13 protein-coding genes are annotated in these 13,574 nt (G+C 70.4%); 7 read left to right on the top strand and 6 right to left on the bottom strand.

Going from position 1 to position 13,574, the window contains the following annotated elements:
* The first annotated feature begins 95 nt into the window (after positions 1–95).
* Positions 96–509 carry an anti-sigma regulatory factor gene (locus EAO70_RS30925; protein WP_019889334.1) on the top strand — a complete coding sequence of 138 codons (414 nt, stop codon included), beginning with the start codon at positions 96–98 and terminating at the stop codon, positions 507–509.
* Between the two features lie 77 nt (positions 510–586).
* Complete coding sequence (locus EAO70_RS30920) at positions 587–1,621, top strand: RNA polymerase sigma factor SigF (protein WP_261993125.1); 1,035 nt, start codon at positions 587–589, stop codon at positions 1,619–1,621.
* Between the two features lie 50 nt (positions 1,622–1,671).
* On the opposite strand, the gene EAO70_RS30915 is transcribed toward EAO70_RS30920, so the two are convergent.
* The gene (locus tag EAO70_RS30915) at positions 1,672–2,103 is read right to left on the bottom strand and encodes a hypothetical protein (protein ID WP_148006123.1); all 432 of its coding nucleotides are present in this window, start codon (positions 2,101–2,103) and stop codon (positions 1,672–1,674) included.
* Between the two features lie 189 nt (positions 2,104–2,292).
* On the opposite strand from EAO70_RS30915, the gene EAO70_RS30910 reads away from it, so the two are divergent.
* Both EAO70_RS30910 and EAO70_RS30905 read left to right on the top strand, forming a co-directional pair.
* Positions 2,293–3,261 carry a diacylglycerol/lipid kinase family protein gene (locus EAO70_RS30910; RefSeq protein ID WP_148006122.1) on the top strand — a complete coding sequence of 323 codons (969 nt, stop codon included), beginning with the start codon at positions 2,293–2,295 and terminating at the stop codon, positions 3,259–3,261.
* A gap of 318 nt (positions 3,262–3,579) precedes the next feature.
* Positions 3,580–3,837 (top strand): WhiB family transcriptional regulator, encoded by a 258-nt coding sequence (locus EAO70_RS30905; RefSeq protein WP_003953983.1) that lies wholly within the window; start codon positions 3,580–3,582, stop codon positions 3,835–3,837.
* A gap of 187 nt (positions 3,838–4,024) precedes the next feature.
* Here the strand turns inward: EAO70_RS30905 and EAO70_RS30900 are convergent, their stop codons facing one another.
* Positions 4,025–5,491 carry a sensor histidine kinase gene (locus tag EAO70_RS30900; protein ID WP_148006121.1) on the bottom strand — a complete coding sequence of 489 codons (1,467 nt, stop codon included), beginning with the start codon at positions 5,489–5,491 and terminating at the stop codon, positions 4,025–4,027.
* 540 nt (positions 5,492–6,031) lie between these two features.
* Between EAO70_RS30900 and nagB the strand changes: the two genes are divergently transcribed.
* Positions 6,032–6,817, top strand: coding sequence for a glucosamine-6-phosphate deaminase (gene nagB / locus EAO70_RS30895; RefSeq protein ID WP_148006604.1), 786 nt, complete (start codon positions 6,032–6,034; stop codon positions 6,815–6,817).
* Between the two features lie 84 nt (positions 6,818–6,901).
* On the opposite strand, the gene EAO70_RS30890 is transcribed toward nagB, so the two are convergent.
* From EAO70_RS30890 to EAO70_RS30875, 4 genes are all read right to left on the bottom strand, one after another.
* Complete coding sequence (locus tag EAO70_RS30890; protein WP_148006120.1) at positions 6,902–8,425, bottom strand: glycoside hydrolase family 3 protein; 1,524 nt, start codon at positions 8,423–8,425, stop codon at positions 6,902–6,904.
* A gap of 9 nt (positions 8,426–8,434) precedes the next feature.
* Positions 8,435–9,301, bottom strand: a complete 867-nt coding sequence (locus EAO70_RS30885) for a carbohydrate ABC transporter permease (RefSeq protein WP_402115337.1) — start codon at positions 9,299–9,301, stop codon at positions 8,435–8,437.
* Entirely contained in the window at positions 9,298–10,320 is a 1,023-nt protein-coding gene (locus EAO70_RS30880) for a carbohydrate ABC transporter permease (protein ID WP_148006119.1), read from the bottom strand. Before EAO70_RS30880 ends, EAO70_RS30885 begins: the two co-directional genes overlap by 4 nt.
* A 167-nt stretch (positions 10,321–10,487) precedes the next feature.
* On the bottom strand, positions 10,488–11,783 hold the full coding sequence (locus EAO70_RS30875) for an extracellular solute-binding protein (protein ID WP_148006118.1): 1,296 nt from the start codon (positions 11,781–11,783) through the stop codon (positions 10,488–10,490).
* Between the two features lie 285 nt (positions 11,784–12,068).
* On the opposite strand from EAO70_RS30875, the gene EAO70_RS30870 reads away from it, so the two are divergent.
* Together EAO70_RS30870 and EAO70_RS30860 are read left to right on the top strand one after the other, a co-directional pair.
* Positions 12,069–12,833: a GntR family transcriptional regulator gene (locus EAO70_RS30870; RefSeq protein WP_148006602.1), complete on the top strand. Its 765-nt coding sequence runs from the start codon at positions 12,069–12,071 to the stop codon at positions 12,831–12,833.
* Between the two features lie 517 nt (positions 12,834–13,350).
* Positions 13,351–13,563, top strand: a complete 213-nt coding sequence (locus tag EAO70_RS30860; protein WP_148006117.1) for a hypothetical protein — start codon at positions 13,351–13,353, stop codon at positions 13,561–13,563.
* Positions 13,564–13,574 lie beyond the last annotated feature (11 nt).

Raw genomic sequence — 13,574 nt, 5'->3', positions numbered from 1 at the left:
CGTCACGGCGGACCGCGCAGCCCCCTGCGTACCGCCCGGTTCGGGGGCCTCTCCCCCCGAGCCCCGAATGAGCTTGTGCCACCTTGGAGGTGAGGGTGTCCCAGATCGCAGGCGAGCCCGGGACCCAGGACTTCGTGGAAGTCCGGCTGCCCGCTGCGGGTGCCTATCTGTCCGTGCTGCGTACGGCCACGGCCGGCCTCGCGGCGCGCTTGGACTTCACCCTCGACGAGATCGAGGACTTGCGGATCGCGGTCGACGAGGCCTGCGCCATCCTGCTCCAGCAGGCCGTGCCGGGATCCGTCCTCAGCTGTGTGTTCCGGCTGGTCGACGACTCCCTCGACGTGACCGTCTCCGCCCCGACCACCGACGGCCGGGCGCCCGAGCGGGACACCTTCGCCTGGACGGTGCTGTCGGCACTGGCCGGGAAGGTGGAGTCGTCGGTGGCCGACGACCGCACGGTCTCGATCAGCCTGTACAAACAGCGCGGCGCGGGGCCAGGCCCGGCGTGAGGCGCGGGGACGCGACGGCCGGCATCCCTGAGCAGCAGGCACGGCCGTATGAGGTCGCTACGGAGCAGGCGGACCAGATGAGCGAGCACGAGCAGCACCCCGAGGTTGCCGGGACACCGGGCGCGGCCGAGGCCGCCGGGACCCCCGGGGGCTCCGGGCGCGCGGAGGGCTCCGCCGGGGCGGACGGGACCGCGGCGGCCTCGGCCGCCGGGACCGGTACGTCCACGGAGGCCGCGGGGGCAGGGACCTCCGCGGGTGCCGGGGCATCCGCGGAGACCGCCGGTGCCGGGGCGCCCGCGGAGAAGGACGAGCCGGAGGACGGGGACGAGTCCGACGACGTGCCCGCCGTCCCCGCCCCGCACGACCGGAACGGCGCCCGAGCGCTCTTCGTCACGCTCCGTGAGCTGCCGGAGGGCTCCCCGGAGAAGGCCGAGCTGCGGAACCAGCTGGTACGGATGCACCTGCCGCTGGTCGAGCACCTGGCCCGGCGCTTCCGCAACCGTGGCGAGCCGCTGGACGACCTGACGCAGGTCGCGACCATCGGTCTGATCAAGTCGGTGGACCGGTTCGACCCGGAGCGCGGCGTCGAGTTCTCGACGTACGCGACCCCGACGGTCGTCGGCGAGATCAAGCGTCACTTCCGCGACAAGGGCTGGGCGGTCCGGGTGCCGCGCCGGCTTCAGGAGCTGCGGCTCTCGCTGACCACGGCGACGGCGGAACTCTCCCAGCAGCACGGCCGCTCGCCGACGGTGCACGAGCTGGCCGAGCGGCTCGGGATCTCCGAGGAGGAGGTCCTGGAGGGACTGGAGTCGGCGAACGCCTACTCGACGCTCTCCCTGGACGTCCCGGACACGGACGACGAGTCGCCCGCGGTCGCGGACACCCTCGGCGCGGAGGACGAGGCCCTGGAGGGGGTCGAGTACCGGGAGTCCCTCAAGCCGCTGCTGGAGGACCTGCCGCCCCGGGAGAAGCGGATCCTGCTGCTCCGGTTCTTCGGGAACATGACCCAGTCGCAGATCGCGCAGGAGGTCGGCATCTCGCAGATGCACGTCTCCCGGCTGCTCGCGCGGACCCTCGCGCAGCTGCGGGAGAAGCTCCTCGTGGAGGAGTGACACCGACGGCGGGACACCCGGCCCGGGTGCTCCCGCGGCGTTCGGCCGGGTCAGCTCTCCCGGACGGGGCGCCGGATGCCGAGCGCCTCGGTCGTGGCCGGGTTCACCAGGAGGACGAGCCCGGTGACGGCCAGTACGCCGAGGACGATGCCGGCCGGGATCAGCGCGCTGTTCGCCTGGAGCATCTGCCAGGCGACCGGCAGGGCCAGGATCTGGGTGATCACGGCCGGGCCGCGGCTCCATGAGCGGCACATCCACAGCCCCCGGGCGGCGGCGAGCGGGATCAGCCCGAGTGCGACGAGCGTCACGGCGCCCGTCGCCGCGCCGGTGAGGTCCCCGGAGCTCCCGGTCAGCGCGTGCACCAGCATGTAGACGCCCCCCGCGAACAGGCCGAGGGCCTCGACCCCGGCGACGGCCGCCGCGGCGGCGAGTCGGGCGGGGCGGGGGGTCTGCTCCGTGCTGCTCTCAGCGGGACTGCTCATACAGGGCAGGGTAGCGGGGGCCCGCCGCCCCGGCCGAAGCCGGTCGGGAGCGAGCCGCCGGGGCCGGGGAGGCTACGGCGGCGGGTCCCGGGCGGGTACGGGTGTCCCCCTGGGCCCCGCACCGCCGGAGGTGTCCGCGGAGCGGGCTGGACTGGGACCAGGTACCGCCGGGTAGGTACCCTGGCGCTCATGCGCGCACTTCTCGTGGTCAACCCGGCAGCCACCACCACCAGTGCCCGCACCCGTGACGTGCTCATCCACGCGCTCGCGAGCGAGATGAAGCTGGAGGCGGTCACCACCGAGTACCGCGGGCACGCGCGGGACCTCGGCCGCCGGGCCGCGGACTCCGGAACGATCGACCTGGTCGTGGCCCTGGGCGGCGACGGCACGGTGAACGAGGTCGTCAACGGACTGCTGCACGGCGGACCCGACCCCGACCGGCTGCCCGGGCTCGCGGTCGTCCCCGGCGGATCGACGAACGTGTTCGCCCGCGCCCTCGGACTGCCGAACGACGCCGTGGAGGCGACCGGCGCGCTGCTCGACGCGCTGCGTGAGCGGCGGGCACGCACGGTGAGCCTCGGTCTCGCCTCGGGTACCCCGGACACGGAGGACGAATCCGTCCCGTCCCGCTGGTTCACCTTCTGTGCCGGTCTGGGATTCGACGCGAGCGTCATCGGCCGGGTCGAACAGCAGCGGGAGCGCGGAAAGAGATCCACCCACGCCCTCTACCTCCGCCAGGTGGTGCGCCAGTTCCTGGAGGAACCCCACCGCCGGCACGGCACGATCACCCTGGAGCGCCCCGGCGCCGAGCCGGTCGAGGACCTCGTCCTCTCCATAATCTGCAACACCTCCCCCTGGACCTACCTGGGCAATCGCCCGGTGTACGCGTCCCCGGAGGCCTCCTTCGAAACCGCGCTGGACGTCCTCGGACTGCGCCGTCTGTCCACTCCGGCGGTGGCCCGGTACGCCACCCAGCTGCTCACCTCGACCCCGGAACGAGGACCTCGCGGCAAGCACGCGACGACTCTGCACGACCTGACCGACTTCACCTTGCATTCGAAGGTCCCCCTCCCTCTGCAGATGGACGGAGACCACCTGGGACTGCGTACGAGCGTGACGTTCACAGGCGTACGCCGTGCACTGCGTGTGATTGTGTGAGTGGAAGGGCCCAAAGTCCTTTCACTCGAACGTTTAGGCGCGCATCCACCCCTTAGAAGTACGGCTGTGACCTAGCCGACACCGAGGAATCAAAAAAAACTTTCCGGAAGGGGTTGTATCCGTTGCCGGGGTTTGGGAGTCTCTTCTTGGCGATCGGGACGGCCCGCAACACCGGCCTCCACTGAGAGCCAGAACCCCTCCTCAGTCTTAGGACCACACCAGTTCATCTGGCAGTCGGCCCTTCCCTTGCGGGGGGATTCGTGAAAGCGTTCACATTCACAAGCAACCAGCTTGTAACACCCTAGAGAGGTAGCAGCCATGGACTGGCGTCACAACGCCGTTTGTCGTGAGGAAGACCCCGAGCTGTTCTTCCCCATCGGCAACACCGGTCCTGCGCTGCTGCAGATCGAGGAAGCCAAGGCCGTCTGCCGCCGCTGCCCCGTCATGGAGCAGTGCCTGCAGTGGGCGCTCGAGTCCGGCCAGGACTCCGGCGTCTGGGGTGGCCTCAGCGAGGACGAGCGCCGCGCGATGAAGCGCCGTGCCGCTCGCAACCGGGCGCGTAACGCCAGCGCCTGACGCCCACCGACAGCCTGAGGCGAGCGGCGCATACATCGCGTATGCATTCACCGCCCTTGAGCCGCAGCGCGCAGCAGTAACCCACAGCATTCGAGCCCCGGACCGGCTTTATCGGTCCGGGGCTCGCTGCTGTCCGCGATGGGGATCGGGGGTGGGGGTTCTGGGCGGAACCCCCCTTTCGCCGCCGCTACTTCTGCGGCTGCACCGGAATGTCGAGGACCACCTTCGTACCGCGCTCGGCGCCCGGCAGCATGTCGAAGGATCCGCCCAACTCCCCCTCGACCAGGGTTCGTACGATCTGCAGGCCGAGGTTGCCGGCCCGCTGCGGGTCGAACCCCTCGGGCAGGCCCCGGCCGTCGTCCTTGACCGTGATGAGCAGCCGGGCGTCGGGCCTGGGCTCGCCGCGCACGGCGGTGACCTCGACGGCGCCCTCGTCGCCCGGGGCAAACGCGTGCTCCAGGGCGTTCTGGAGGACTTCGGTCAGGACCATCGACAGCGGGGTCGCGACCTCGGCGTCGAGGATGCCGAAGCGGCCGTTGCGCCGGCAGGTCACCCGGCCCGGGGAGATCTCGGCGACCATGGCGATCACGCGGTCGGCGATCTCGTCGAACTCCACCCGCTCGTCCAGGTTCTGGGACAGCGTCTCGTGGACGATGGCGATCGAACCGACCCGTCGCACCGCCTCGTTGAGGGCCTCGCGGCCCCGGTCGGAGTCCATCCGGCGGGCCTGGAGGCGCAACAGGGCGGCCACCGTCTGGAGGTTGTTCTTCACCCGGTGGTGGATCTCCCGGATGGTGGCGTCCTTGGTGATCAACTCGCGCTCGCGGCGACGCAGTTCGGTGACGTCCCGGAGCAGGACGAGCGAACCGATCCGGGTGCCCTTGGGCTTGAGCGGGATGGCCCGGAGCTGGATGACGCCGCCGTTCCCCTCGACCTCGAACTCGCGCGGCGCGTAGCCGGAGGCCAGCGTGACCAGGGCCTCGTCGACCGCGCCGCGGGAGGGGGCGAGTTCGGCGGTGATCTGGCCGAGGTGCTGGCCGACCAGGTCGGCGGCGAGGCCGAGCCGGTGGTACGCGGAGAGGGCGTTGGGCGAGGCGTACTGGACGATGCCTTCGGCGTCGAGGCGGACGAGTCCGTCGCCGGCGCGGGGCGAGGAGTCCATGTCGACCTGCTCGCCGGGAAAGGGGAACGTCCCGGCCGCGATCATCTGGGCGAGGTCGGAGGCCGACTGGAGGTAGGTGAGCTCCAGCCGGGAGGGGGTGCGGACGGTCAGCAGGTTGGTGTTGCGCGCGATGACGCCGAGGACCCGGCCCTCGCGGCGGACGGGGATGGACTCGACCCGTACGGGGACCTCCTCGCGCCACTCCGGGTCGCCCTCGCGCACGATCCTGCCCTCGTCGAGGGCGGCGTCGAGCAGCGGGCGGCGGCCGCGTGGCACCAGGTGTCCGACCATGTCGTCCTGGTACGAGGTGGGGCCGGTGTTCGGCCGCATCTGCGCGACGGAGACGTACCGGGTGCCGTCGAGCGTCGGCACCCAGAGGACGAGGTCCGCGAAGGAGAGATCGGAGAGCAGCTGCCACTCGGACACCAGCAGGTGGAGCCACTCGAGGTCGGAGTCGCTCAGGGCGGTGTGCTGGCGCACGAGGTCGTTCATGGAGGGCACGGTGCGAGCGTACCCGCGGAATAAAGGGGCGGTGAACCTGGATCTCCGGCGCTCCGTACTGGAGGATGGGCCAGGAAGGACCGCGTTCCTGTGGATGGACAGACGAGAATGGTCTAGTCCACAATGAATGCGATAGACCTCCATCCTCCCCGCACAGGAGGATGGAACGAGGTACCCGGCGCTCTCTGCCCTGACTGCGTCGAGACCTCCCACACGGCCGAGGGACCGCACACCCCCGGCCGGAGCACACTCCGGGCTGCGGTGCCGGGCGGGCTGAGGGTCCCGCCGGGCGCCGCGGCCCGCGGGTCTTTCCGGGGCCGATCGCCCCCTCCGCCCTCCCTCGCCTGATCTCCGGGGTCCGAGGGGTTCGAGTGGCTGGTGGGACACGGGCGGCCGACGATGGAGGCGGTGGGGGCGTCCGGGAGGCGGAACAGCATGAGGGGAGCGCCCCTCCTCTGCTAGATTTGGCTTTGATTGGTCTATACCACATGGCTCCTCACCAGCAGCCCTCACCAGATCGGCAGGCCCAGCGTGGAAGTTGTCATCGTCAAGGACGCCAAGGCAGGCGGCGAGCTCATCGCGGGCGGCATCGCCGACCTCCTGCGCCGCAAGCCCGACGCGCTGCTCGGCGTGGCCACCGGCTCGACTCCGCTGCCCATCTACGACGCCCTGATCGCCCAGGTCGAGGCCGGTTCCGTGGACGCCTCGCGGGCCCGGATCGCCCAGCTGGACGAGTACGTGGGGCTGCCCTCGGGCCACCCCGAGTCGTACCGCTCCACCGTGCTCCGCCAGGTCGTCGAGCCGCTCGGGCTCTCCCAGGAGGCCTTCATGGGGCCCGACGGCTCCGCCGAGGACGTCCTGGCCGCCTGCGAGGCGTACGACACGGCGCTCGCCGAGGCCGGCGGCGTGGACCTGCAGATCCTCGGCATCGGCACCGACGGGCACATCGGCTTCAACGAGCCGTGCTCCTCGCTCGCCTCCCGCACCCGGATCAAGACGCTCACCGAGCAGACCCGCGTGGACAACGCCCGCTTCTTCGACGACGACATCGAGCAGGTGCCGCACCACGTCATCACCCAGGGCATCGGCACCATCCTGGAGGCCCGTCACCTGGTGCTCCTCGCCACCGGCGAGGGCAAGGCCGAGGCCGTGGCGCAGACCGTGGAGGGCCCGGTGGCGGCGCTCGTGCCGGCCTCCGCGCTCCAGCTGCACCCGCACGCCACGGTCGTGGTGGACGAGGCCGCGGCCTCCAAGCTGAAGCTCGCGGACTACTTCCGCCACACCTTCGCGAACAAGCCCTCCTGGCAGGGCATCTGATCCACCCGGTACCCGCGGTCACGGCCGGGCACGGCGAAGGGGCCCGGCACCTGGMCAGGTGCCGGGCCCCTTCGCGCGGGTCCGTCAGGCTCCGGTGCCGACCACGGCCTCTGCGGCCGCGCGGCCGCAGACGCGGGCGGCGCCGTGCGTGGCGATGTGCAGGGCCCCGCGGGGCTCCGCCTCGTTGAGGCCCATCTCGACCACGACGGTGTCCGGGCGGGCCGCGACCAGGGCGTCGAGGGCCTCGGTCATCCAGACGTGCCGGTGGAGGTCGCGGACGACCGCCACGATCCGGCGCTCCCCCGCCGCGGCGAGGAGGGCGTCCACCGAGGAGTCGGCGTAGGAGCCGGTCTCCGTGCCGGGGAGCAGCCGCTCCAGCTCGGCGGCGATGCCCCAGGGGGTCTCGTCGCCGACCGCGAAGTTCGCGACGGGAGTGAAAGAGGCGACGTAGGGCGCGCTGTCCAGGGGGGTGTACGGCCGCTCCCCCCGGGTCACCTTCAGGGCCCGGCGGGCGGCGACGAGTCCGATGTCGGCGCCGGGCGCGGTCCCCTCCTGCACTGCCGCGCCCGACACCGATCCAGCCCCCCTGGCCCGGTGCGCCTGGGTCCAGGTCGCCAGGGCGCGTACCCGCGCCGCGGCGTCGGCCAGCCGTTCCTCGGGCAGTTCACCGGTCCGTACCGCGTTCACCAGCGCGTCGCGCAGCTGCAGCACGGTGTCCTCGTCGCACAGCCCGCCGCCGACGCAGATCGCGTCGGCGCCCGCGGCGATGGCGAGGACCGATCCGCGCTCGATGCCGTACGTCGCCGCGACGGCCTGCATCTCCATGCCGTCGGTGACGATCAGGCCCTCGAAGCCCAGTTCCTGGCGCAGCAGACCGGTGAGGATCTGCGGGCTCAGGGTGGCCGGGCGGTGGGGGTCGAGCGCGGAGAGAAGGATATGCGCGCTCATGACGGCTTTGGTACCGGCGGCGACGGCCGCGCGGAAAGGCACCAGCTCACGGGCGTGCAGTGTGGCGAGGTCCACATCGATCCGGGGCAGCGCGTCGTGGGAGTCCACGTTCGTGTCGCCGTGTCCGGGGAAGTGCTTGGTGCAGGCCGCGACGCCGACGCCCTGGAGGCCGTCGACGTACGCCACGGTGTGCCGGGCGACCAGGTCGGGGTCCGGCCCGAAGGACCGGACGCCGATGACCGGGTTCTCGGCGTTGGAGTTGACGTCGGCGGACGGGGCCCAGTTGAGGTCGACTCCGCAGGCCGCGAGCCGGCGGCCGAGTTCGCGGGCCACGGCCCTGGTCAGCTCGACGTCGTCGACGCTGCCCAGGGCGTAGTTGCCGGGGAACGAGGAGCCCTGCTTGACCTCGAGGCGGGTGACGTCGCCGCCCTCCTCGTCGATGGCGACGAGGACGTCGTCCCGCTCGGCCCGCAGCTGCGCGGTGAGGGCGGTGAGCTGCTCGGGGCTGACGATGTTCCGGCCGAAGAGGCCGACGGACGACAGGCCCTCGCCGATGCGGCGGAGCAGCCAGTCGGGCGCGGTGGTGCCGACGAACCCGGGCTGGAGCACCGTGAGCGCGTCACGGGTCAGGGTGTCCGTGCCGTGGAGGAGTGTGGTCATGGGGAGCTCTTATCCCTTCACCGCGCCGGCGGTCATGCCGCCGACGGCCTTGCGCTGGAGGAAGAGGAACACGACGAGCACGGGCAGTGCGAAGAGCGTCGAGGCGGCCATGGTGGCGCCCCAGTCGCTGCCGAACGCGGTCTGGAACTGGGTGAGCCAGAGCGTCAGGGTCTGCGACTCCTTGTCCTTGTTCAGCATGAGGATCATGGCGAACTCGTTCCAGGCGGTGATGAAGCCGAAGAGCGAGGTCGACATCAGGCCGGGGGCGAGCAGCGGGAAGATCACCTTGCGGAACGCCTGGCCCCGGGTGCAGCCGTCGATCTGCGCGGCCTCCTCCAGCTCGACCGGGACGGCGGCGATGAAGCCGCGCAGGGTCCAGATCGTGAAGGGGAGGACCATGACGAAGTAGATGAGCGTCAGCATCGGGATGCTGTTCAGCAGGTCGTTCTCGCGGGAGATCATGTACATCGCGATGACCATGACCTCCCAGGGGGCCATCTGCGCCATCATCACGATGAGGACGATGCCCTTGCGGCCCTTGAACCGCATGCGGGCGATCGCGAAGCTCGCGGCCAGCGCGACGAGCAGGGCGAGTACCACGGCGCCGACGGTGACCATGAGGCTGTTGGTGACGTACGTCCAGAACAGGTCGACGCCGGTGGCGGTCGCGTAGTTGTCCAGCGTCGGGGTGAAGACGAAGACGGGGTCCTTCGTCATGATCTCGTGCTGCGGCTTCAGCGAGGACGAGAACATCCAGTACACGGGGAAGACGAACACGACCGCGAGCACGAGGGCGGTGAGGTTCTTGGCGACCGAGCCGACCGTGAGCGGCCTCCTGGTGCGCAGCTTCTGCGGAGTCTCGGTGGTGGCGCTCACAGCTCCTCCTCCTGCTTCAGGATCAGGCGGAAGTAGAAGGACATGACCGCGATGAGCATCACGATCGTCAGGATGGAGATGGCGGCGGCGACACCGTAGTGGAACTGGCCGACGCCCTCGATGTAGGCGAAGACCGGCAGCGTCTCGGAGCCGCGGTCGGGGCCGCCCTGGTTCATGGCGTAGACCTGGGCGAACGCCTTGAAGATCCAGATGATCTCCAGGAAGGTCGTGATCATGAAGAAGGACTTGAGGTTCGGGAAGACCACGGCCCAGAAGGTGCGCCAGCCGCTCGCGCCGTCCATCTTCGCGGCCTCGTACAGCTCGGACCCGATGGTGGTCAGGGCGGCGTACATGTTGAGGGCGACGAACGGGATGGAGCCCCAGACCAGCAGGATCATGATGATGACCAGGGTGGAGAACCCGGTCTCGAACCAGTTGTGCTGGTCGTAGCCGTCGAAGCCCAGCGTGCGCATCAGCCAGTTCACGACGCCGAACTGCTCGTCGAAGAGCCAGCGGAAGACCGTGACGGAGGCGACGATCGGCATGGCCCAGGCGAACATCAGGGCGAGCGAGAGGACCAGGCGCATCTTCTTGCCGAGGCGGTTGAGCAGCAGGCCTATGCCCGTGCCGATCGCCATGATGAGGGCGACGTTGACGGCGGTGAAGACGACGCTTCGGACGACGACGGTCCAGAAGTCCGGGTCGCTCAGCAGGGCCGTGTAGTTGTCGAAGCCGGTCCAGACGGTCTCCCGGGTGATGAACTCCTTCCGGTTGAGCTCCTGGAAGGAGAGGATCACATTGCGGACCAGCGGGTAGAGCAGCAGCACCGCCATGGACAGCAGGGCCGGCGCGACGAGCAGGTACGGCAGCCAGCCGCTGGGCAGGGAACGTCTGCCGCGCGAAGGCTTAAGGACTTCCTTCGGGCCCGAAGGGGGTGGCGGAGTCTGAGACTTCCCTGCCGCCCTCCCGGGCGCGTCCTGAGGATCGGCGGTCGCCGTCCCCTGGGAGTCCACGGTCATGGTCTTATTCCTCGCGGTTCTGGGGCTCCCGCGCCCACCGGGGCGCGGCCCGGGGGAGCGGGCCGCTGATCACTCGTGAAGCGCCGATGGTGCGGCCGGTGCGGGACCGGCCGCACCACCGGGCTACGGATTACTGCTGGTGTTTCGGGTGTTTCTGGTGCTGCTGACTACTGCTGGTTGATGCGCTCGTTGATGACCTTGTCAGCGGCCTCACCGGCGGTCTTGGCGTCCTCGCCCTTCAGGACCTTCGTCATGAAGTCCTTGATCGGGTTGGGGGCGGTCTCGACGTTCGCCCAGCCCGGGGTCACCGGGGTGACCTTGCCGGAGGCGGAGGAGGCGGCCATGGCCTCGGCGAAGGAGCCGGCGGCCGGCTTGAACTGCGCGGCGTCGGTGTTCGGCAGCAGCGCGCCCTCGGTGGCGGTGGCGTACTTCGTCATGAAGTCCTTGCCGGCGGCGAGCGCCAGCCACTCCTTCGCGAGGTCCTTGTTCTTGGACCGCTCGGCGATGGCGAGGTTCGAGCCGCCGAGGAAGACGGAGCCGGGCTTGTCGGCCGTCTTGCCCGGGATCGGGAAGTAGCCGAAGTCGGCGGTCTTGCCGGCCTTCTTCATGGCGTCGATCGCGCCGCCGGCCTCCCAGCCGAGACCGATCCAGGACGACACGCCGCCCTTGGGGACGATGTCGGTGGACTGCTGCGGGGTCGCCTCGTCCTTGTCCTTCGGAGCGGTGGAGTAGGACGCCAGCTCCTTGTAGAAGTTCATGGCGTTGACGGCCTCGGGGGAGGACAGGTTGCCCTTCCACTTGTCGCCGTCCTTGACCGCGAGGTCGCTGCCCTCGTCCCAGATGAGGCCGGCGAGGACGTACCAGGACTGGCCCGGCAGGTAGATCGCCTGCGACTTCGGGTCGGACGCCTTGAGCTTCTTCAGGCCGTCGATCCACTCGGCGCGGGTCTTGGGCGGGGTGACACCGGCCTTCTTGAAGGCGGCCTTGTCGTAGACGACGACGCGGTTGGCGGCGTACCACGGGGCGGAGTAGAGCTTGCCGTCCAGCTCGTTGGAGGCGACCATGCCCTTGTTCCAGGCGTCGTAGCCCAGGGTGGCCTTGTCGCCGGAGAGGTCGGCGAGGCCGCCGGTCACGGCGTAGCCCGCGGTCTGGGTGTTGCCGAGCTCCAGGACGTCCGGCGGGGTGTCCTCGGAGAGGGCGGTGGTGACCTTCTCCTGGATGCCGTTCCAGATCTGCTTCTCGACCTTGACCTTGACGCCCGGGTGCTTGGCCTCGAAGGCCTTATTCACCTCGGTCATCCACGCGTCCGGCGCGGAACCGTCCATGACCCAGACGGTCAGAGTCTTGTCGCCCCCGGCCGACGCCTTGGCGCCGTCCTTGCCGTTGTCACTGTCGGAACCACACGCAGCGATAGAGACCATCATGCCTGCGACGCCGATCGCCGCGATGAGCTTGCGCTTCACGCCACCCTCCTCAGGGATGCCTGCAACCCCTGCCCACCGCGCGAAGACATACGTCGGGTAGTGCTCGTGGGGCTGGGACCTGGTCTTTAATGGTTTAGACCAGTACCCGGAGCTTGGCCTAGACCTTTAGGGGTGTCAAGGGTGTATAAGAAGGGCAGTCGCGTCCGTTATCGGACCGACACCTGAGGGAGGGCGACGACCCGTGACCGGTCCGTGCCACCATGTGAGCCGCGACAGACGGAGGAGCCGGTGACGGCAGCAGCACAGGAGTCGGGAAGGCAGGCCATGGCCACGGACGCGGGCAGCACGGAGCCGGAGGGCAGTACGCCCACGCGTACCGCGCGCGTGCCCAAGTACTACCGACTCAAGCGGCATTTGCTCGACATGACGGAGACCCTGCCGCCCGGCACACCGGTCCCCCCGGAGCGCACGCTCGCCGCCGAGTTCGACACCTCGCGCACCACCGTGCGCCAGGCCCTGCAGGAGCTGGTCGTCGAGGGGCGCCTGGAGCGCATCCAGGGCAAGGGCACCTTCGTGGCCAAGCCCAAGGTCTCCCAGGCGCTGCAACTGACCTCGTACACCGAGGACATGCGCGCCCAGGGCCTGGAGCCCACCTCGCAGCTCCTGGACATCGGCTACGTCACCGCCGACGACACGCTCGCCGGACTGCTCGACATCTCGGCCGGCGGACGGGTGCTCCGCATCGAGCGCCTGCGCCTCGCGAGCGGCGAACCGATGGCGATCGAGACCACCCATCTCTCCGCGAAGCGCTTCCCCGCGCTGCGCCGCTCGCTGGTGAAGTACACCTCGTTGTACACCGCCCTCGCCGAGGTGTACGACGTGCACCTCGCCGAGGCCGAGGAGACCATCGAGACCTCCCTCGCCACCCCGCGCGAGGCCGGACTGCTCGGTACGGACGTGGGCCTGCCGATGCTGATGCTCTCCCGGCACTCGCTGGACGCCGACGGCGAGCCGGTCGAGTGGGTACGGTCGGTCTACCGCGGCGACCGCTACAAGTTCGTGGCGCGCCTCCAGCGCCCCAACGGCTGAGCCCGCCCCCGCGGGGGATCCACGACAGAGCCGGACGGCCGCACCCCACCGGGGGTGCGGCCGTCCGGCGTTTCCACCACGTCCGGCGTTTCCACCACGTCCGGCGTTTCCACCACGTCCGGCGTCTCCACCACGTCCGGCGTTTCCACCACGTCCGGCGGGGCTTCCGGCGGGGCCGGAGCGGCGTACCCGGGGGGCGCGCGGCCGGTCCCGCAGGGGTGTCCGTACGGCGAGATGACGACCGTCCGGCACCTTCCGCCTGGCAGCAACGTGACGCCTCCCGGAAAGCCCCTGGTCAGCGGCGCGCGGCGGGCGCGCGAAAGGCCTGGCTCCTAGCGGCCACGCACTTGGCGCCAGCCGGTCTCCGATGACAGGGCACCCCTGGCGGGCCAGTCTTGGACCTGTCGGAGCCGCCCGGAGAAACCCGGGAACGACACCCCGGAGAAACCCCGGGAGCGACACCCGGAGACCCCGCCCCGACATCCCTCGCCCGCACCGCCAGGAAGGCAGTCCCGCCATGCCCAGCAGCGCCCGTTTCGCCATGTTCGCCCGCATTCAGGTCCGTCCCGTCCTCGCCCTGCTCGTCCCCGCCGCGGCCGCGCTGACCCTCGTCCTCGCCGCCGAGCCGGCCCCCGCCGACACCTCGACCGTCAGCGCCGGCGACGTACAGGCGACCACGGTCACGGCCACGCAGACGGACGAGAGCGACAACGGCTTCTCCTGGGGCTGATCTCCATCTAC

The organism is Streptomyces sp. adm13(2018) (assembly GCF_008042145.1).
In the GTDB taxonomy this organism is placed as follows: domain Bacteria; phylum Actinomycetota; class Actinomycetes; order Streptomycetales; family Streptomycetaceae; genus Streptomyces.
Note: the sequence above shows the minus strand (reverse complement) of the source record. Positions and strands in the feature narration are given on the sequence as shown.

Bases quoted from the DNA above. Each gene is read 5' to 3' on its own strand.
- EAO70_RS30920 (WP_261993125.1), top strand. From the start codon at position 587: ATGAGCGAGCACGAGCAGCACCCCGAGGTTGCCGGGACACCGGGCGCG.
- EAO70_RS30915 (WP_148006123.1), bottom strand. From the start codon at position 2,103: ATGAGCAGTCCCGCTGAGAGCAGCACGGAGCAGACCCCCCGCCCCGCC.
- EAO70_RS30910 (WP_148006122.1), top strand. From the start codon at position 2,293: ATGCGCGCACTTCTCGTGGTCAACCCGGCAGCCACCACCACCAGTGCC.
- EAO70_RS30905 (WP_003953983.1), top strand. From the start codon at position 3,580: ATGGACTGGCGTCACAACGCCGTTTGTCGTGAGGAAGACCCCGAGCTG.
- EAO70_RS30900 (WP_148006121.1), bottom strand. From the start codon at position 5,491: ATGAACGACCTCGTGCGCCAGCACACCGCCCTGAGCGACTCCGACCTC.
- EAO70_RS30890 (WP_148006120.1), bottom strand. From the start codon at position 8,425: ATGACCACACTCCTCCACGGCACGGACACCCTGACCCGTGACGCGCTC.
- EAO70_RS30880 (WP_148006119.1), bottom strand. From the start codon at position 10,320: ATGACCGTGGACTCCCAGGGGACGGCGACCGCCGATCCTCAGGACGCG.
- EAO70_RS30870 (WP_148006602.1), top strand. From the start codon at position 12,069: ATGGCCACGGACGCGGGCAGCACGGAGCCGGAGGGCAGTACGCCCACG.
- EAO70_RS30860 (WP_148006117.1), top strand. From the start codon at position 13,351: ATGCCCAGCAGCGCCCGTTTCGCCATGTTCGCCCGCATTCAGGTCCGT.